Source organism: Acinetobacter sp. DMC2 (genome assembly GCF_056314305.1).
In genome coordinates this window covers 32269-50048 of sequence record NZ_JBQUYP010000004.1, presented here as the reverse complement: position 1 = coordinate 50048, position 17780 = coordinate 32269, and the positions used below count along the sequence as shown (strand labels likewise).

Here is a 17780-nt window from a genome sequence, read left to right as displayed (position 1 = left end):
TTAGGTTTTTGGGGAAATGGCAGAACAGCAACCACTGGTTTTGCTTGTAGACGATGAAGAAGATTTGTGCCTTTTAATGCAAATGACTCTTGCACGAATGGGGATTAAAACACATCTTGCTTATCGGGTTGAACAGGCCAAACAACTCTTTACTCAGTTTCATTACGATGCTTGCTTAACCGATTTAAACCTACCCGATGGTAGCGGTTTAGAATTGGTTAAACACGTTTCTCAAACTTACCCACACACACCCATTGCAGTCTTAACTGCATACGGCAATATGGATATTGCAATTGCAGCGTTAAAGGCAGGAGCTTTTGACTTTGTAAGTAAACCTATTAACCAAATTCATTTAGATCAGTTATTAAAAAAAGCGCTAAGTCAGCCAAAACCAGAGCATGAGTTTGGTGAAACAACTTTGGAAAATGACCTATTAATTGGTCGTTCTCCCCCAATACAAAACTTACGAACAGCTATTAAAAAAATAGCCCGCTCTCAAGCTCCTGTGTTTGTTACAGGCGAATCTGGTACAGGTAAAGAGGTTGTTGCTAATCTTATTCACCGCTTGAGTAATCGGAGCGAAGGCCCGTTTATTGCGATTAACTGTGGAGCCATCCCAACCGAGCTCATGGAAAGTGAACTTTTTGGACATAAAAAAGGAAGTTTTACTGGAGCGACCCAAGACAAACAAGGCCTTATTTTGTCAGCTCATGGTGGCAGTTTATTCTTAGATGAAATTGCCGAATTGCCTTTAAGTATGCAAGTTAAATTGCTTCGGGCAGTGCAAGAGAAAAAAATTCGTCCTGTAGGTTCAGATCAGGAAATTGATGTTGATTTTCGAGTAATCAGCGCCAGTCACCAAGATTTAGATTTATTAGTCCGACAAGGTAAATTCCGTCAGGACTTATTTTTCCGTATTCATGTGATGGATATTATTTTGCCACCACTACGTGAGCGCGGTGGCGATATTTTGTTATTAGCCAATCATTTTATTCAAAAAGTTTGTATGGAATGGGAAATTCCAAGCAAACAATTAACTACAACTGGTGAAACTTATTTATTACAGCAAGATTTCCCGGGTAATGTTCGTGAATTAAGAAATATGATTGAACGAGCTATTACCTTAAGTGATGATGAGTTTATTGATTTAACACATCTAGCACCTCTTCTTAGAAGCAGTAGTGTTAACTCTCAAATCACCACTCAACCATTGAATGACACGTCAACTGCGATTGCCCAAACTCGACCAAAACTACCAATGGAAGGTTTAGAACGCTACTTAGAAAATATTGAAAAAGATCTTCTATTGAACGCATTGGACATGACTCATTGGAACCGAACATTAGCAGCTAAAAAGCTAGGAATGACTTTTCGTTCTTTACGCTATCGACTAAAAAAGTTTGGCTTAGATACCGAATTGGGAGAAGAAGTATAAAACTACTTTTTCTTTAGAAATAAGTCTGCAACGCGATCTAAATAGACGTCTTCTTTCATTTCTGGGGGCAAAGGATAGGTCTGATTAGGCTGAATACCTTGCCCTTCAATCATATTGCCGTTTGGCGTGTAATAGTGTGAGACTGTCATTTGTAGTGCCGCACCACTTGGTAAAGGAAATAGTTTTTGCACTACGCCTTTTCCATAACTTTTTTCACCCATGACCCATGCACGCTGGTGTTCTTTCATCGCTGCGGTAAAGACTTCGGCTGCTGATGCGGAGCGATGATTAATTAATATACCTAATTTTATATTCTGAAATTCATTGCCGGGCAAAGCCTGAAATTGTTGATTACCTTCCGAACGGCTTTTAGTTGAAACAATAATTCCATTATTTAAAAATAAATCTGCTGACTCGACTGCTGCTGATAACAATCCACCTGGATTATTTCGCAAATCGATTAAAACGGCTTTTAAACGTGGTGAACTATTTTCTTCAATTAACCGTTTAATTTCATTTGCCGTATCTTGCTGGAATACTCTAATTTTGAGTACTAAAACCTGATTATGTAGCATTACAGGTTCGATATCGGTTTCTATTTTTTTATTACGAACTAAGTTAATGTTTCCACTTAACTCTTCTGTCTGTACTTGAAGCGTACTTCCAATAGAACCGTAAAGCAGACCAAGTACTTGATCTTGGTTTAAATTTTTTAAGTCTTGATTATCAATCTTGAGAATCGTCTGACCATTTCTCAAGCCTAATTTATATGAGTCTGAACCTGTTTTAAGATCACGAATTATCCATTTATGGAGATGTAATTCAGGGCTTAAAGCAAAATCAACCGAGGCAAGGTCACCTTCGGTATATTGAATGAGTTGACGATATTCTTCTGCCGACAAATAACGTGAATAACGATCTAGCCCACTCACTAACCCTTTAATGGCTTGTTGAAATAAGGCATCGTCAGACTTCACGTCGACATAGTTATCTCGAACGATTCCATAGATTTGTACAAACTGTTGAATCGACTCGATCGGCACCTCTGCATAACTATGTTCTGGTTCTTCCGAATCAGAATGCAAAGGTGACAATTTCTCTTTTACAACTGGTGCCGCAAAAGAAAATTGGCTGCAACACAGCAACATACTTACAATAAGTTTTTTATATTTAATGTGTTGCAGCATCCAATCACCTTTGGTTTATGCAGATAATGTAATCAGGTTACGTCCTTGCATTTCAGCAGGAACAGGAATCTGCATTAAATTGAGAATCGTTGGTGCTACATCGGCAAGCACACCACCTTCTGCAATAGTTGCTTGTGTTGGCCCAACATAGATAAACGGTACAAGTTCCGTTGTATGTTGAGTATGAACTTGACCACTCTCGTAGTCTTGCATCTGTTCAACGTTACCATGGTCAGCAGTAATGAGCATGTGGCCTTTTTTCGCCATAACTGCCTCATAGACACGACCTAAACAAGTATCAACCGCTTCAACTGCTTTAACTGCCGCATCAAAAATACCTGTATGGCCTACCATATCACCATTGGCATAGTTCACAACCAATAAATCATATTCACCAGAATTAATGGCTTTAACCAATTCATCAGTTACTTCATAAGCACTCATTTCAGGCTTAAGATCGTATGTCGCAACGTTTGGAGATGGAATTAAAATACGTTTCTCACCTGGATATTCATCTTCACGCCCACCACTAAAGAAGAATGTTACATGCGCATATTTTTCAGTTTCGGCAATACGTAACTGAGTTTTTCCAAGAGAAGATAAATATTCACCCAATGAATTTTTGAGAGCTTCAGGCATGTATGCAACTGGCGCATCAATGCTAGCCTGATAACGAGTAAGCATCACAAATTTAGAAAGATTTGGAACAACTTTACGCTCAAAACCAGCAAAGTCTTTTTCTACAAATGCGCGAGTAATTTCACGAGCTCGGTCAGCACGGAAATTCATAAATACAACGCTATCGCCATCTTGTACTTTAGCAATATCACCAATGCGAGTCGCCTTTACAAACTCATCATTTTCATTGGCTGCATAAGCTAACTCTAATCCTTCCACTGCTGTTTGTGCAGTACGAAGTGCCTCACCTTCAGTTAACAAGCGATAAGCTTGTTCAACGCGATCCCAACGGTTGTCGCGGTCCATTGCAAAGTAGCGGCCAATCATGGTCGCGATACGGCCTTGACCCGGATATTGAGCAAATAATGCATCTAATTTTTCTAAAGATGGCTGAGCACTACGTGGAGGGGTATCACGGCCATCAAGGAAAGCGTGTAAATAAACTTTTGCACCGCGTTTTAATGCAAGCTCACACATCGCCACAATATGGTCTTCATGTGAATGGACGCCACCTTCTGAGAGCAAGCCCATAATATGAACAGCACCATTAGCAGCTTTGGCCTTTTCAACAGCGTCAATCAACACTTCATGTTTAAAAAAGTCGCCAGTACGAATATCTTTAGTAATACGGGTAAAGTCTTGATATAACACACGGCCTGCGCCAAGGTTCATATGACCAACTTCAGAGTTACCCATTTGTCCATCAGGTAAACCAACATCTTCGCCAGAACCAGAAATTAGACTATTTGGATGCTTTGCGGTCATTGCCGCTAAATTCGGTGTTTTTGCTGCAAGAAAGGCATTATCTTCAGTCGCTTCACGGTGACCAACACCATCCATAATGACCAGAACGTGAGGGATCTTGCCAGCAGTTGCATCCGTCATAATCTATTTCTCTTTTGTCTACAATTTCGTCACAATATCTTACCGAATTTTCGGTCAAGACTCTATTTTTTCCTATGGCTTTCACCAATATCTACGATTGATGAAAACCATAAATTTCAATTATTACTAGCGAGCGCGGTAAAGCAGATAACTTCCGGCACCAAACATTAACAAGATAGGTACGAGTACGAACCATGCAGGAGATGGGGCATAAACCAAGCTGGCATAACCCAAGAAATCCTGCAAATAATAGAAACTCAAACCAATAAACAATGCGATCACCAAACGGAAACCCATCGATTGTTGGCGTAGTGGCCCAAAAATAAATGAACATGCCACGAGAACCAGAGCAATCAACGAAAATGGCGAGGCAACTTTTTGCCAGAAAGCCAATTGATAGGTCTTTGGAACCTGACTATATTCATCCATATAGCGCATAAAACTGATGAGCTGGCTTGGCGATAAATCTTCAGGATCTAAAGTCACCATGTGCACATATTTAGGCTGCAATGCTAAAGAAAGCGATTGTTCGTCATGGTCGGTTTTGATGGCATTTCCTGCCGCCAAAATATCCATTTGTTGTGCTTTCTTCAAAGCCCATTGACCATCTTTTACGAACTGTCCTTGCTGAGCATTGATTAATGATTGCAAATAATAGTTCTGGTCAAAATCGACCACTTGAATATCTTTTAAATTGCCCTGAGAGTTAGCATAGTCGATATAGATAAATCGCTGCCCTTCACGTGACCAATAACCTTTTACTTCACCTAAAGCAGCTACAGAGCGGTGACTTTTAACACTTTCTGCTTTTTCATTTGTATATGGAATAACCCATTCACTTAAAGCAAAAGACAAAATAATAAGCAGTAAAGCTGAGCGCATCACCCAACCAACAATACGCCACAAGCTAATACCAGCAGAGCGCATAACAATAAGTTCACTGCTGGTTGCTAGTGACCCTAAACCAATTACAGCACCAATCAAGGCAGAAATAGGCAAAATTTCATATAGATAACGAGGAGCGCCCCATAATACATAGATGAGAGCTTGCCATGCGTTATAGTCTGGTTTGAGCTCACCCAACTCGCCCAGATACGTAAATAATATCTGTAAAATCGACAAAACAACTGTGGTGCCAAACATTGCAAGCGCAGTGGTTTTCGTCACATATTTGGCAACTATTCGACGTGCTAACATTATAATTTCACTCGCTTGATCTGTTTCTTGATTTTTGGTGCCAACTTCTGTTTACGTGAAAATAAGGCTGCTGCAACACCATAAACCACCAACACGGCAGGATAAGCCCAAATATCGAGTTCTTCTTTACTAATACGAGTCTTGATTGCAATCATTAATACGATCAGACTGGAAAAAATAAAAATCGCCGGAATAAGACGGTAATAACGACCTTGTCGTGGACTCACCTCAGACAATGCCACAGAAAGCATTAAAGCAATAATAATGGTGAATGGTCCAAACAAACGCCATCCCAACTCACTTCTTATGACTGGATCATTTGTTTTTGAAAAGAGTTTAGTCGTTGATAATGCTTCTACATCGCCACTTTCAAACTTAACATCTTTATCATTTTCTAAACGTAGACGATAAGACTGAAACTCTGCTTGTGTGTATTTTGGTTGTCCCGGGAATATTTCATAACGGCGGCCTTGCACCAGATCAACGACATTGGCTGTGTCATTTGCAACTTCTACACGAGTCGCTTCTTTTGCCAAGATCATGACATCTGGCTTATCTTCTTTGGTCGCACGTTGATAAAAGAAAATGTCCTTCAAGTTCTTTCGGTCTTCTGACAATGAACCTGCATAAATCGTATAGGGTCCAGAAGAGATAAATTCTCTTGGGCGAACCAAATCGAAGCCTGTCCTAACCGCTTGGGTGGTGGTTAATTTTTCAAACTCACGCAGTCCCCACGGCGTCATCCAGAGCATAAGCACAGACTGACAAACCATATAAACAAGCGTCATTGGAATGAGTAATCGTGCCAATTGGTGACGGCTCACCCCACTACCGTTCAGTACTGCCATTTCATGGTCAACATATAAACGACCAAACACCAACATTAAGCCAATGAAAAAACCCAGTGGTAAAATGAGTGTTAGAAATTCAGGTAAACGATATCCAATGATGCTAAATAAGATACTGGCATCTAAACGCCCCTGCGCCGCCACACCAAAGTATTTGATCAGACGACCACCCATCATGATTAAGGTCAATAAAGAAATGACCACCAATGAGGTAGAGACAACTTGCTTGACGAGATAACGCCGAATAATCAAAGTAATACTTCCAAAAGGCTAATCGGGACGACTGCTAGTTTACCCGAATGTTAAAAATATAAAACCGCACATTGCAACGCTATGCTTGAAAGTGTTTCAATGTTTTAATTCATCATAACTTTCTATAGGCAATCACGACAGCCATGAAATTTACAACTTATACAACTTTTCCCGAACAGACATCTAATGAATCTTTGTGGGTTTTAGTTGATTCAGAACAGCTACAAAGCAACGTCAACACATATCAAATCAATAACCTAGAAAGCGTTCTGAACGCTACCCAATTTAAAGGCAACTTCAATGAAACTCTGCCTTTATTTGGTCAGATTTCAAATCAGCCTCACAGCCAATTACTTGGCTTAGGAAAAACAGCTGAACTTCAGGCAGTCAAGCTCGCTAAACTTGCCCAAACGATTATCAAATCGACACAAAATAAATTTAAGCATATCGCAATTGATATTGCTGCGTTACCTGTCGAGCACCATTATTTATTTGCTTTAAGCTTAACTCAAGCAGCTTATGGTTATGATGAGTTTAAATCGAAAAAAAATGAATTTGTGTTACAACAGGTTGATTTAATTAGTTCAACAACTAGCCTAGATGAAAAACAACTGGCTTTAGTACATGCAGTACAGTCTGGTCAGTCTTATGCACGTGATCTTGGCAACCGTCCGGGGAATATTTGTTTCCCAGAATATTTGGCAGAACAGGCTCTAGCTTTAGCCGCAGAATTCCCTGACTTACTTAAAGTAACTGTTTTAAATGAGCAACAAATGGCTGATTTAGGCATGTATGCTTTTCTTGCAGTCAGTAAAGGATCTGAACGTCCGGGCCGTATTGTAACGCTCGAATATCAAGCACAGATTGATCAAGCTCCGGTTGTTCTCGTTGGTAAAGGCGTAACTTTTGATACAGGTGGTATTTCATTAAAACCAGGCCTTGGCATGGATGAAATGAAATTCGATATGTGTGGTGCAGCATCTGTACTTGGTACCATTCGTGCCCTATGCGAAGCAAAACTTCCTATTCATGTCGTTGGAGCGATTGCAGCAGCAGAGAATATGCCTTCTGGTAAAGCAACTCGTCCAGGTGACATTGTGACCACCATGAGCGGTCAAACTGTTGAAATTTTAAATACAGATGCTGAAGGCCGTTTAGTACTGTGTGACACATTGACCTATATTAAACGCTTTAATCCAGCAGTCGTGGTTGATATCGCGACCTTAACAGGTGCGTGTGTAGTCGCTTTAGGCAAAGTACTCAGTGGGTTGTTCTCACCAGATGATACTTTGGCAACAGAGCTCCAACAAGCTGGCGAACAATCATTTGACCGTGTGTGGCGTATGCCAGTGATTGATGATTATCAAGAATTACTTGATTCACCATTTGCGGATATTGCAAACATCGGTGGTCCATATGGCGGCGCGATTACAGCTGCATGTTTCCTTGAGCGCTTTACACGTGAATATCGTTGGGCTCATTTAGATGTAGCAGGAACAGCATGGTTATCGGGTCCAGCTAAAGGTGCAACAGGTCGTCCAGTACCATTACTCATGCAATTTTTAGCGAATCGTGTAAATACGAATGGCTAAAGTTAGTTTTTATCTGTTTGAAACCAGCGAAGAACGGCAAGTCGATAGTGCTTGCCGTTTATGTCGAAAAATATTACAGAAGCATCCTAAAATCTGGTGGTATTGCCCAGATGTGCAGCTACAGCAGATGCTTGATGAAAGATTATGGGACTTCGACCCTGTCAGTTTCATTGCGCATGGCATTGATCAGACTGATGCTGCTGTATGTATTTCGGCTAAACAACCACTTGAACAAGGCCTGTTAGTATTTAATTTTAACAATCATGCACTTGAACAAGTTGATCATTTTAGCCACATTATAGAAATTGTTGAAAATAATGAAACAGCCAAGCAAATTGGTCGAGAAAAATTTAAAATGTATCGCCGTTTGGGTATAGAACCGCGGACCTTTAAATTATAACGCGCTAAAATGTAAATACTGTTGATCAAGGAGAAACATGGTGGCATTAAATGTCGGGCAAGATTTTAAAAAAAGATGGTTAAATGCGCCTGAAGCTGTCCGTCATACCTATCAACAGGATCTGGCACGTATTTGTGACTTACTAGAGCCTCAAACGCCTATTCAGCTTTGGGTTTTAAATGATGAAAAAGCGCAATTAGAATCACAGCAAAAAATTGAACAAGCCTATGCAGATCTTAAAGCAGAGCTCATCGAGCAAGCACGTATTCGTCGTCAACTTGCTTTAGAAAAATCGCTTGCTGACAAACGTGCATCAGAAGCTGCTTATGCTGCGGAGTTGCAAGCAGACGAAATTCGAAAATTTAATGAACAGACTGAAACATTACACACATTACGTAGTCATTTAGAACAAGAGGTTGCAGAGCAAACTGCGCGTTATCAGAAAAACCCTGAAACACCAGCAGTCAATTATTCTGCTGGCGTAAAACTTAGTATTACCGATGATCAAATCTTATCTGAGCTTGAAAGTTTACGCATTCGTTTAGAACTTGAAGCTGAGAGCTTAATTGAACAGTCTGTAACAGCTTTCCGAGCCAAGCTAAATTCGGCAGCTCAAGAAGAAATTGAATACATTTTAAAGAATTCTAAGTTTTCTGATGAAAAAATAGAAAAGTAAAGTTTTTAAGACTCCCTTTGTCATAAAAATGACATTTAATTGTCACAGAATAGTCATGTACAATATTCTTTTAGTTCAAATAATTATTAGAATATCGGATCGTTATTTATGAAAATTAATGAGGGTAAAAATGGACATTCCGCATCAGATTTCAATGCAACTTGAGCAGCTTAATCAGGGTGAACAATGGACATTTTCAGCACAAGAACTTTATATGAGTCATAATGACTTTAACTCTTTATCTATCTTACTCACACGAGAGTCAGAAAAAGGCGAATTTTCAATTACACGCACCCAACATAATAAACCATGGGTCGGCACAAACTCGGTTACGCTAACCAAGCAATAAATTTTCAAAATAAAAAAACCGGAACAAGTGTCCGGTTTTTTTATTTTAACGATTTAGCTTTTTATTTTAAAAAACCATTCTCAGCTAAAAAAGCCATACTAATATTTGATTCTGTTTTTTGTTCAGCAGCCTTGTCACCAAGTAATAAACGCTCGATATAACGCGCCAAAACATCGACTTCTAGGTTTACTTTACTACCAACTTGCCATGTTCCAATGTTAGTACGCTCTGCTGTATGCGGAATTAAGTTTAAGCTTAAAATATTTCCACGTAAGTGGTTAATCGTTAAGCTAATCCCATCTACGGTCACAGAACCTTTTTCGGCTAAATATTTAGCAAGTTCTGTCGGTGCTGTAACTTCATAATAGATTGAGCGAGCATCTTCACGTACTACAGTAATTTCACCCACACCATCAACATGGCCACTCACAATGTGTCCACCAAAGCGTGTTGTCGGTAACATTGCCTTTTCAACATTGACACGTTGCCCAACTTTCCAGTTACCTAAAGTCGTACGATTCAAGCTTTCACGAGAAACATCCGCTGCGTACCAGTTATCGCCCCATTCAATCACGGTGAGACAAATACCATTGGTCGCAATTGAGTCACCCAAATGTACATCTGACATATCCAGATCAGTCTGAATACGTAAACGCACATCACCACCTACGCTTTGCAGGCTTTCAACTTTTCCTAAACTTTCAATAATGCCTGTAAACATGGCTCAATCTCCAAATCTTTTTACACTGCTTAAATTGCAGCGCTTACCAAAGTGCGAGCTGTGTACTATTACCTGAAGTATCTACACCACCTAGCTCGGCGAAGTGGTAAAGCTGGCCTAATAACTGACGTAATGGTGGTCCTGACTTAGCATGAGTATCAGTAATCACAATAAACTCAAGCACGCGTGCACGTTCAGACTGTCGTTGTTTACTTACTCGATAGCGCGGAACATCTTGTGTTAACAAGGTCACTTTGCCGCGCTCCAGATTAGCCATAAGCAAATCTTTAGGCTCGATATTACCATCAGTTGAATAACTGGTCAGAATATAGCGGGCATTGATGGTTGAAAGTAACTTTTCATACGCATCTTTCGCATATTTAGAAGAGTTATATGGACTCGGACGTTCTTTACGCCAAGCTCTATCAATTCCACTCTTATAACCTTTAGTATCTGGTGATGGTAAATCGACCTGATCCCATAAAGTTAATGCATTCAAAACATGGTAATTACTGCTATAAGCATGTTGGTTATACGGTGGATCAAGATAGGCAACATCGACTTCAAAACCACTCATTTGATTTGCGAGATGCTGTGAATCTACACACCACATTTCAGCAGCAGGACGCTTACGGTCACCAATCTCGCAAAAACGGCTTGGTGTTAACCAAAGCAATGACTCAATTCGTTCCAATGCAGTTTGTGTACGTCCGCCCCACCCTTGGTGGAAGCTTTTAAATACACCACTGGTGTTACTCACAAAACTTGCGGAATAGAGTAATGGTGCAAGCAAAGCACTCATCTCTACATCATTAATTGCACCTTGTGCCTGCCATGTTGCAATCTGCTGGCGAATCGCATCAATACGCATACCATTACGGCGTTTAAAGAATAAACGGTCACGAGTTGGATCGTATACATCATCGTTACGGGGGCAAAGGTTATGCGTTACCCAACCTTTAACTTCAGGTAAGCGATTTAAATAGTCAATTGCCTTCTGATAGCCACCTAGCTCTTTAAATGCAGGTGCATCGGTACAAGCTAAAATCGCATGATTTAAAGCATGGCTATAAGGTTCCCAGTCATTTGCAATGACACGGTAACCATTTTGACGTGCTAAACGAGACACGACACCACTGCCGGCAAAGAAATCGGCAAAAATCGGAGGATTCTTTTTCTTGCTATTCAGTGTCCCTGTAATTTCAAGGGCTTCTAAAATTAGATGGAGCAATCGGCGCTTGTTACCTAGGTAAGGAACAAGCTGATGGAAAAGATATTCGTCTGTCGTACGGGCCGCATGACGACGTTTGTGATAAACCGAAGGCTCTGAATTCATACTTTCTCTTGCGTAGGGATTAACCTTAAGCGTATATCTTGATCAAGTTGTGTCACATCAAGAAGTGTAAAACGAAGTTGTTGTGCCATATATTCAAACTCTGCATTGAACATGGCTCTTGCACTTTTCCCCAAAAATGTTGGGGCAATATAACTGATCAACTCATCTACCAAACCTTCTTGTAAAAAGGCAGTAGATAATGTCGCACCGGCTTCCACCAATACATCATAAATTTGATGTTGCTTAGGTAGGGTCTGTAACAGCATTTTTAAAGGCTGAATTTCTAATTGTATCACGCCTAAATCGGCAAGTTCTTCGCGATATGGTCCCATGACCATCACAGTTTCAGGGTTTTCTAAAATTTTAGCGTTAAGTGGCAAACGCCCCTGACGATCTAAAACAACCCGTTTTGGTTGAGCAACTGTCTCAATATCAATATGACCGAGTGAGCGCACATTAAGCTGAGAATCATCTGCAATCACAGTTTCAATACCTGTAATTACCGCGCCTGAAATGGCACGCCAATGCTGGACATCCTGACGTGCAACTGCACCGGTAATCCACTTCGATTCACCAGATGCCATTGCCGTACGTCCATCTAGACTTGAAGCTACTTTTAAGCGTACATAAGGCATGCCTGTAGACATCGCCTTTAAGAAACCTTGATTTAATTTCTCTGCTAAATCTTCACAAATGCCAACATCTACTTCAATTCCGGCATTTTTCAAAATCTGAACACCCTTCCCCGCAACAAGCGGATTTGGATCAGGGCATGCCACAACTACTCTTTTAACCTGTGCTTTAACCAGTGCTTCAGCACAAGGAGGCGTTCGCCCATAATGCGCACATGGCTCAAGCGTGACATAGGCTGTTGCACCTTGTGCTTGTTCAGCTGCCTGACGTAAAGCAAATACCTCTGCGTGTGGTTGACCCGCTTTAGGATGGAAGCCTTCACCAATTAACTGATCATCTTTGACAATGACACAACCAACATTTGGATTAGGCTTAGTCGAATATAGACCTCGTTTGGCAAGTTCAATAGCTTGCTGCATCCAATATTGATCTTTTTTCAACTCAGACATAAAAATCTCAAATAGTTATTGTTCACGTTGTTGCATTTGCTCAATTTGACGACGAAACGCCTCAACATCCTGAAAATCTTGATATACAGAAGCAAATCGGACATAAGCGACATGGTCAAGGGCAAATAGAGATTGCATGACGATTTCACCAATTGTTCTAGATTTTACGTCACGTTCACCTAAACGGCGAATCTGCAACTGAATATCACTTAAAACTGTTTCGATCTGCTCTTGTGTGACCGGACGTTTTTGCAAAGCATGCATTAACGAACGACGTAATTTGGCCTCATCGAAAGGTTCATTTTTTCCATTCGATTTGATCACACGGGGCATTACCACTTCATAGCTTTCAAAAGTGGTAAAACGTTCACCGCAACTTACACACTCACGACGTCGACGAATCTGACAGCCTTCGGCGGCTAAACGTGAATCGATGACTTTACTATCTGCGGCGTTGCAAAATGGACAATGCATAGCGGATTTATAGGGTCGATTACTTTGACCTAGTGTAGCAAAATTTCTACACTTACAGAACCAGCATTCTATAAGACAAAAAAACAGCCCTGAGCAAGATCAAAGTATCGCTTTGATCACAGCTCAAGACTGTTCTTTTAAGACAGCAGATATATTAATGATGATTATTCAATACGTTCGCCATGTTGGCTTAAATCCAGACCCATGCGCTCATCATCAGCGTTCACACGGATACCAATCACAAGATCAATCACTTTAAGAATAACGAAAGTCGCGATACCACTGTAAACCATGGTTGCCAATACGCCTTCAACTTGTACCCATAATTGGCCAGCGAATGTTGGAGCTAAGGTAACGTTAGCTGCTTTAATAATTTCGTCACTGTAGAATACGCCAGTTAAAATCGCACCGACAATACCACCTACTGCATGTAAACCAAACGCATCCAAAGCATCGTCGGCTTTAAGTAAGCGTTTAAGTGCAGTAATACCCCAGAAGCACACTACGCCACCGATAAGGCCCATGACTAAAGCACCGCCTACACCGACAAAACCTGCTGCTGGTGTAATCACAACCAAACCAGCTACCGCACCAGAAGCACCACCTAATACAGATGCTTTGCCACGGATCATACGTTCAACAACCAACCAAGAGAATGCAGCAGCGGCAGCAGCAACTTGAGTCACTAAAATTGCCATACTTGCACGAGCACCCGCGCCTAATGCACTACCACCGTTGAAGCCGAACCAACCCACCCAAAGTAAGCTTGCACCAACAACTGTTAGAGTCAGATTATGAGGAGCCATAGATTCACGGCCAAGGCCAATACGTTTTCCAAGCATGTAAGCAGCAACGAGACCTGCAACACCTGAGTTGATGTGTACAACTGTACCACCAGCAAAATCTAATGCGCCTGCTTTAAATAACCAGCCATCTGTTGCCCAAACCCAGTGAGTAATTGGTGCATAAACAACAAGTACCCAAATTGCAATGAATGCCATGAAAGCTGAATATTTCATACGGTCTGCAATAGAACCACTAAGGATTGCAACTGTAATAATGGCAAAAGTCATTTGGAAAATAACAAAGAGACTTTCAGGAATTGTCCCGCTCAATGCATCAAACGCCACCCCGTTGAGCATTGCTTTAGACAAATCACCAAAAAATGCACCTGTGCCAGAGAACGCGATTGAATACCCTGCAATCACCCACAGCAAACTTACTAAAATTGCAGCGGAAAGGCTGAACATCATAGTACTTAATACATTTTTCTTACGTACCATACCGCCGTAGAATAGTGCCAAACCAGGAATGGTCATTAATAGAACCAAAGCTGTTGAAACTAAAATCCAAGATGTATCGCCTGTATCAAGTTTTGGTGTTGGTGCTGGAGCTACTGGAGTTTCAGCAACTGGTGCTTCTGCAGTGGTTGCAGTAGCTGGAGATGTTGATGTAGCCGCAACTTCCGATGTAGGCGTTGTTACAGCATCTTCTGCCCAAACGGCAGTACCACCCAAAAGAGCGCCTGATAGACTCAGCGCCATAAGCATTTTTTTCATTCGTGTCCCCCAACCTCATTTGCGAGTTATTTTCTACTCAGCAAGCTTTGTGCCAATTAGACAGCATCTGGTCCAGTTTCACCCGTACGGATACGGATAACTTGTTCCAGGTTAGTCACAAAAATCTTACCATCGCCGATTTTTCCAGTGCTTGCTACACGAGTAATTGATTCAATTACCGCGTCAACCATTTCATCACTAATCGCAATTTCGATTTTTACTTTAGGTAAGAAATCAACCACATACTCTGCGCCACGGTAGAGTTCTGTGTGTCCTTTTTGACGACCAAAACCTTTAACTTCAGTTACGGTAATCCCTTGTACACCAATGTCAGAGAGCGCTTCACGCACATCATCCAATTTAAACGGTTTTACAATTGCAGTTACAAGCTTCATGTTTGTTTCCTTCGGCTTCTTTTCACCAGTAAGGTTTTATGTTCAATTTTCATGCCAATATTTCAAAGGTTGAGGGAAATGAATCTATTGCATGAACTTTCTTTATAACCTATTTAGTGATCAAGATGTAGATGAGCTATTAAAAATAAAATGAATTTTCAGTATCGTTGAGTGCTGATTTAATGTTCTATTTATACTAAAAGAATTGAAACCTATATCCCACGTTCAAGCAGTGTTAAACTATAAACCATAAGGTAATACAACACTTTGGATATCTCATGCTAGAAACATTATTACAGGCCATTTTGGAACAAATTGATGAGCCTAAAAAAGATTTGGAAAAAAATTTACGTGCTTTATTAAATGAAGCAGTCGAAAAGTTGGATCTTGTTTCCAAACAAGAGATTGACCGTCAAAAGACCGCACTTCAATCGGCCACTCAACGTTTAGAAGAGCTACAAAAACAAGTAAGTCTGTTAGAAGAAACTTTAAAGAATAAAAAATAAGCACCAACGTAGCGCACTTATACTTTACAACGATTAAAAATGAAGCACCATAATGGAACAATAAGATGTCTTTTTCTAAAATTTATACACGGGGACTTTTGGGTTTACATGCACCTCTAATTGAAGTTGAGGTCCATGTAAGTCAAGGCTTACCTTCTCTTACTATTGTCGGACTAGCAGAAGCGGCAGTTAGAGAAAGTAAAGACCGAGTTCGCTCAGCCATTATTAATAGTGGATTTCAATTTCCAACTAAACGGCTGACCATTAATCTTGCACCAGCAGATTTGCCCAAAGATGGGTCACGTCTGGATTTACCAATTGCTGTAGGCATTTTAATTGCTTCTGGTCAGCTTCCTGAAAACTGTGCCGAAGATTTTGAATTAATTGGTGAATTAGCGCTGGATGGGCATGTAAGACCAGTGTCAGGTACTTTAACTTTGGCAATGGCCTGTCAACAGGCCAAGCATAAAATGCTTTTACCTCTCGATAATAGTCAAGATATTAACCATTTACCGGACCTTGAGTGTTATCCGGTGGGCCATTTAAAAGAAGTCTGTGAACATTTTCTGGGCACGAAATCTCTATCTTCGATTGAACCTTCAACGGCATCAAATCAAATGCCCTATAAATTTGATTTGGCCGATGTAAAAGGTCAGCTACGCCCACGCCGCGCATTAGAAATAGCCGCAGCAGGCGGACATTCTCTGCTCTTTAAAGGACCACCGGGCACAGGTAAGACTTTACTCGCTTCACGTCTTCCTTCAATTTTGCCACCTCTTTCTAATCAAGAAACACTTGAAGTTGCGAGCATTTATTCGATTTCCAATACACCGCATACGTTTGGACAACGTCCTTTTCGTTCGCCCCACCATACGGCATCAGCAATTGCACTGGTTGGGGGCGGATCTCATCCTAAACCAGGTGAAATTACCCTATCTCACTTAGGCGTTTTATTTTTAGATGAACTTCCAGAGTTTGATAGAAAAGTGCTAGAAGTTTTACGCCAGCCGCTTGAGTCAAAAGAAATCATTATTTCACGAGCAGCTCGGCAAATTACTTATCCGGCTAACTTTCAACTCATTGCTGCGATGAACCCCTGCCCATGTGGTTATGCGTTTAACCAAGACAGCCGTTGCCAATGTTCACCTGAGAGTATTAAACGTTATCAGAACCGTATATCGGGGCCATTACTTGACCGCATCGATTTACATATTGATGTGCCACCGTTAAAAGCTCAAGAACTGCAAGATCCAACACCTGCTGAAGACTCCAGCAGTGTTCGACAACGCGTGATTTCTGCTTATGAACAACAAATGCAAAGACAAAATTGTTTAAATCAGGCGCTCTCACCAAAACAACTTGAGCAATATGCAGTACTTGATAGTACTTCACAGCGAATGATTGAAATGGCACAGCAACGTTTAAATCTATCAGCTCGTGCTTATCACCGTGTTTTACGAGTAGCGCGGACCATTGCCGATTTGGCTCAAAGCGAGATGATCCAAAGTCCGCATCTCACAGAAGCACTCTCCTATCGAGGAAATCATTCTTAAGGTACAACAGCGGATCGTGTATCCGCTTTTTTAATATGTATATGAGTTGTTCATTAGAGAATTTGTTAAAGCCTATATAAAAAGGCAAAAAAGAGGACGCTATGAAAATTTTGGCTATCTCGGGTAGTGCAAGAAAAGCATCTACAAATACCGCGCTATTAAAAGCAATGAAAGATATCGCACCGTCCAGTATTGAGTTTTCAGTTTTCGATCAAATTAATAATCTGCCTATCTTTTCTCCAGATGATGAGGGAGAAAAAACACCTGCCATAGTGGAAGAATTCATCAGGTCTGTTTCTAACGCAGATGGCATTATCATTTCAAGTCCTGAATATATTCGTTGTATTCCAGGTGGTCTTAAAAATGCAATTGATTGGATGGTTTCCCGTACTGAAATCATAGACAAGCCTATCGTTCTAGTTCATGCATCTAGCCGCGGTGACGATATGCTGGTTTCTTTAAGAAGAGTATTGTCGACAGTGAGTAGCAATTTTTTTGAAGATTTATTTTTACGCTTCTCTCTTCTTAGCAAATCGCCTGAACAAATTGTTGAAATGCTACAAACTGAACAATATAAGTCACAAATCACACCCTTTCTGCTTAGTCTTGTCTCAAAGATTCAAAAGTATAAAGACCAATTAGAGTGAACTTTCTT

At 40.7% G+C, this 17780-nt stretch carries 18 protein-coding genes; 8 read left to right on the top strand and 10 right to left on the bottom strand.

Annotated elements, in window-relative coordinates; genetic code table 11:
- Positions 1-16 precede the first annotated feature (16 nt).
- Positions 17-1435 (top strand): sigma-54-dependent transcriptional regulator, encoded by a 1419-nt coding sequence (locus ACT53H_RS09335; RefSeq protein WP_476009139.1) that lies wholly within the window; start codon positions 17-19, stop codon positions 1433-1435.
- A 2-nt stretch (positions 1436-1437) separates the two neighbouring features.
- Here ACT53H_RS09335 and ACT53H_RS09330 read toward each other — a convergent pair whose 3' ends face one another.
- The 4 genes from ACT53H_RS09330 to lptF form a co-directional block, all read right to left on the bottom strand.
- Complete coding sequence (locus ACT53H_RS09330) at positions 1438-2622, bottom strand: S41 family peptidase (protein ID WP_476009138.1); 1185 nt, start codon at positions 2620-2622, stop codon at positions 1438-1440.
- A gap of 15 nt (positions 2623-2637) precedes the next feature.
- On the bottom strand, positions 2638-4185 hold the full coding sequence (gene gpmI / locus ACT53H_RS09325; protein WP_049838283.1) for a 2,3-bisphosphoglycerate-independent phosphoglycerate mutase: 1548 nt from the start codon (positions 4183-4185) through the stop codon (positions 2638-2640).
- 126 nt (positions 4186-4311) lie between these two features.
- Positions 4312-5382 (bottom strand): LPS export ABC transporter permease LptG, encoded by a 1071-nt coding sequence (gene lptG / locus ACT53H_RS09320; protein WP_151744796.1) that lies wholly within the window; start codon positions 5380-5382, stop codon positions 4312-4314.
- Complete coding sequence (gene lptF / locus ACT53H_RS09315; RefSeq protein WP_013199136.1) at positions 5382-6482, bottom strand: LPS export ABC transporter permease LptF; 1101 nt, start codon at positions 6480-6482, stop codon at positions 5382-5384. Before lptF ends, lptG begins: the two co-directional genes overlap by 1 nt.
- 143 nt (positions 6483-6625) lie before the next feature.
- On the opposite strand from lptF, the gene ACT53H_RS09310 reads away from it, so the two are divergent.
- From ACT53H_RS09310 to ACT53H_RS09295, 4 genes are all read left to right on the top strand, one after another.
- Positions 6626-8074 carry a leucyl aminopeptidase gene (locus tag ACT53H_RS09310; protein ID WP_476009137.1) on the top strand — a complete coding sequence of 483 codons (1449 nt, stop codon included), beginning with the start codon at positions 6626-6628 and terminating at the stop codon, positions 8072-8074.
- The gene (locus ACT53H_RS09305; RefSeq protein ID WP_005301618.1) at positions 8067-8474 is read left to right on the top strand and encodes a DNA polymerase III subunit chi; all 408 of its coding nucleotides are present in this window, start codon (positions 8067-8069) and stop codon (positions 8472-8474) included. Before ACT53H_RS09310 ends, ACT53H_RS09305 begins: the two co-directional genes overlap by 8 nt.
- Before the next feature lie 37 nt (positions 8475-8511).
- Positions 8512-9150, top strand: a complete 639-nt coding sequence (gene blhA / locus ACT53H_RS09300; protein ID WP_107882356.1) for a cell division protein BlhA — start codon at positions 8512-8514, stop codon at positions 9148-9150.
- Positions 9151-9280: 130 nt separating this feature from the next.
- The gene (locus tag ACT53H_RS09295) at positions 9281-9499 is read left to right on the top strand and encodes a hypothetical protein (RefSeq protein WP_005301614.1); all 219 of its coding nucleotides are present in this window, start codon (positions 9281-9283) and stop codon (positions 9497-9499) included.
- Between the two features lie 61 nt (positions 9500-9560).
- Here the strand turns inward: ACT53H_RS09295 and ACT53H_RS09290 are convergent, their stop codons facing one another.
- The 6 genes from ACT53H_RS09290 to glnK all read right to left on the bottom strand — a co-directional run bounded on the left by ACT53H_RS09290 (position 9561) and on the right by glnK (position 15066).
- Complete coding sequence (locus ACT53H_RS09290) at positions 9561-10220, bottom strand: riboflavin synthase (RefSeq protein ID WP_002121149.1); 660 nt, start codon at positions 10218-10220, stop codon at positions 9561-9563.
- A 43-nt stretch (positions 10221-10263) separates the two neighbouring features.
- A complete protein-coding gene (locus ACT53H_RS09285) occupies positions 10264-11556 on the bottom strand; it encodes a DNA adenine methylase (protein ID WP_005301611.1) in 1293 nt (430 codons plus the stop codon).
- Positions 11553-12638: a bifunctional diaminohydroxyphosphoribosylaminopyrimidine deaminase/5-amino-6-(5-phosphoribosylamino)uracil reductase RibD gene (gene ribD / locus ACT53H_RS09280; RefSeq protein ID WP_476009136.1), complete on the bottom strand. Its 1086-nt coding sequence runs from the start codon at positions 12636-12638 to the stop codon at positions 11553-11555. The genes ACT53H_RS09285 and ribD overlap by 4 nt, the downstream gene beginning before the upstream one ends.
- 15 nt (positions 12639-12653) lie before the next feature.
- Positions 12654-13112: a transcriptional regulator NrdR gene (nrdR, locus tag ACT53H_RS09275; protein ID WP_004795187.1), complete on the bottom strand. Its 459-nt coding sequence runs from the start codon at positions 13110-13112 to the stop codon at positions 12654-12656.
- A gap of 164 nt (positions 13113-13276) precedes the next feature.
- The gene (locus ACT53H_RS09270) at positions 13277-14671 is read right to left on the bottom strand and encodes an ammonium transporter (protein ID WP_474772375.1); all 1395 of its coding nucleotides are present in this window, start codon (positions 14669-14671) and stop codon (positions 13277-13279) included.
- Between the two features lie 56 nt (positions 14672-14727).
- Positions 14728-15066, bottom strand: coding sequence for a P-II family nitrogen regulator (gene glnK / locus ACT53H_RS09265; protein WP_000780326.1), 339 nt, complete (start codon positions 15064-15066; stop codon positions 14728-14730).
- Between the two features lie 278 nt (positions 15067-15344).
- Between glnK and ACT53H_RS09260 the strand changes: the two genes are divergently transcribed.
- From ACT53H_RS09260 to ACT53H_RS09250, 3 genes are all read left to right on the top strand, one after another.
- Positions 15345-15572 carry an accessory factor UbiK family protein gene (locus tag ACT53H_RS09260; RefSeq protein WP_004795193.1) on the top strand — a complete coding sequence of 76 codons (228 nt, stop codon included), beginning with the start codon at positions 15345-15347 and terminating at the stop codon, positions 15570-15572.
- 65 nt (positions 15573-15637) lie between these two features.
- Positions 15638-17125, top strand: a complete 1488-nt coding sequence (locus ACT53H_RS09255; RefSeq protein WP_174738851.1) for a YifB family Mg chelatase-like AAA ATPase — start codon at positions 15638-15640, stop codon at positions 17123-17125.
- A gap of 101 nt (positions 17126-17226) precedes the next feature.
- Positions 17227-17772, top strand: coding sequence for an NADPH-dependent FMN reductase (locus ACT53H_RS09250; protein ID WP_476009135.1), 546 nt, complete (start codon positions 17227-17229; stop codon positions 17770-17772).
- Positions 17773-17780: the final 8 nt, after the last annotated feature.

Excerpts from the sequence above, each read along its gene's own strand:
- gpmI (WP_049838283.1), bottom strand. The coding sequence starts at position 4,185 with ATGACGGATGCAACTGCTGGCAAGATCCCTCACGTTCTGGTCATTATG.
- ACT53H_RS09250 (WP_476009135.1), top strand. The coding sequence starts at position 17,227 with ATGAAAATTTTGGCTATCTCGGGTAGTGCAAGAAAAGCATCTACAAAT.
- ACT53H_RS09290 (WP_002121149.1), bottom strand. The coding sequence starts at position 10,220 with ATGTTTACAGGCATTATTGAAAGTTTAGGAAAAGTTGAAAGCCTGCAA.
- ACT53H_RS09295 (WP_005301614.1), top strand. The coding sequence starts at position 9,281 with ATGGACATTCCGCATCAGATTTCAATGCAACTTGAGCAGCTTAATCAG.
- glnK (WP_000780326.1), bottom strand. The coding sequence starts at position 15,066 with ATGAAGCTTGTAACTGCAATTGTAAAACCGTTTAAATTGGATGATGTG.
- blhA (WP_107882356.1), top strand. The coding sequence starts at position 8,512 with ATGGTGGCATTAAATGTCGGGCAAGATTTTAAAAAAAGATGGTTAAAT.
- nrdR (WP_004795187.1), bottom strand. The coding sequence starts at position 13,112 with ATGCATTGTCCATTTTGCAACGCCGCAGATAGTAAAGTCATCGATTCA.
- ACT53H_RS09310 (WP_476009137.1), top strand. The coding sequence starts at position 6,626 with ATGAAATTTACAACTTATACAACTTTTCCCGAACAGACATCTAATGAA.
- ribD (WP_476009136.1), bottom strand. The coding sequence starts at position 12,638 with ATGTCTGAGTTGAAAAAAGATCAATATTGGATGCAGCAAGCTATTGAA.
- ACT53H_RS09285 (WP_005301611.1), bottom strand. The coding sequence starts at position 11,556 with ATGAATTCAGAGCCTTCGGTTTATCACAAACGTCGTCATGCGGCCCGT.
- ACT53H_RS09335 (WP_476009139.1), top strand. The coding sequence starts at position 17 with ATGGCAGAACAGCAACCACTGGTTTTGCTTGTAGACGATGAAGAAGAT.
- lptG (WP_151744796.1), bottom strand. The coding sequence starts at position 5,382 with ATGTTAGCACGTCGAATAGTTGCCAAATATGTGACGAAAACCACTGCG.
- ACT53H_RS09270 (WP_474772375.1), bottom strand. The coding sequence starts at position 14,671 with ATGAAAAAAATGCTTATGGCGCTGAGTCTATCAGGCGCTCTTTTGGGT.
- ACT53H_RS09260 (WP_004795193.1), top strand. The coding sequence starts at position 15,345 with ATGCTAGAAACATTATTACAGGCCATTTTGGAACAAATTGATGAGCCT.
- ACT53H_RS09305 (WP_005301618.1), top strand. The coding sequence starts at position 8,067 with ATGGCTAAAGTTAGTTTTTATCTGTTTGAAACCAGCGAAGAACGGCAA.
- ACT53H_RS09330 (WP_476009138.1), bottom strand. The coding sequence starts at position 2,622 with ATGCTGCAACACATTAAATATAAAAAACTTATTGTAAGTATGTTGCTG.
- ACT53H_RS09255 (WP_174738851.1), top strand. The coding sequence starts at position 15,638 with ATGTCTTTTTCTAAAATTTATACACGGGGACTTTTGGGTTTACATGCA.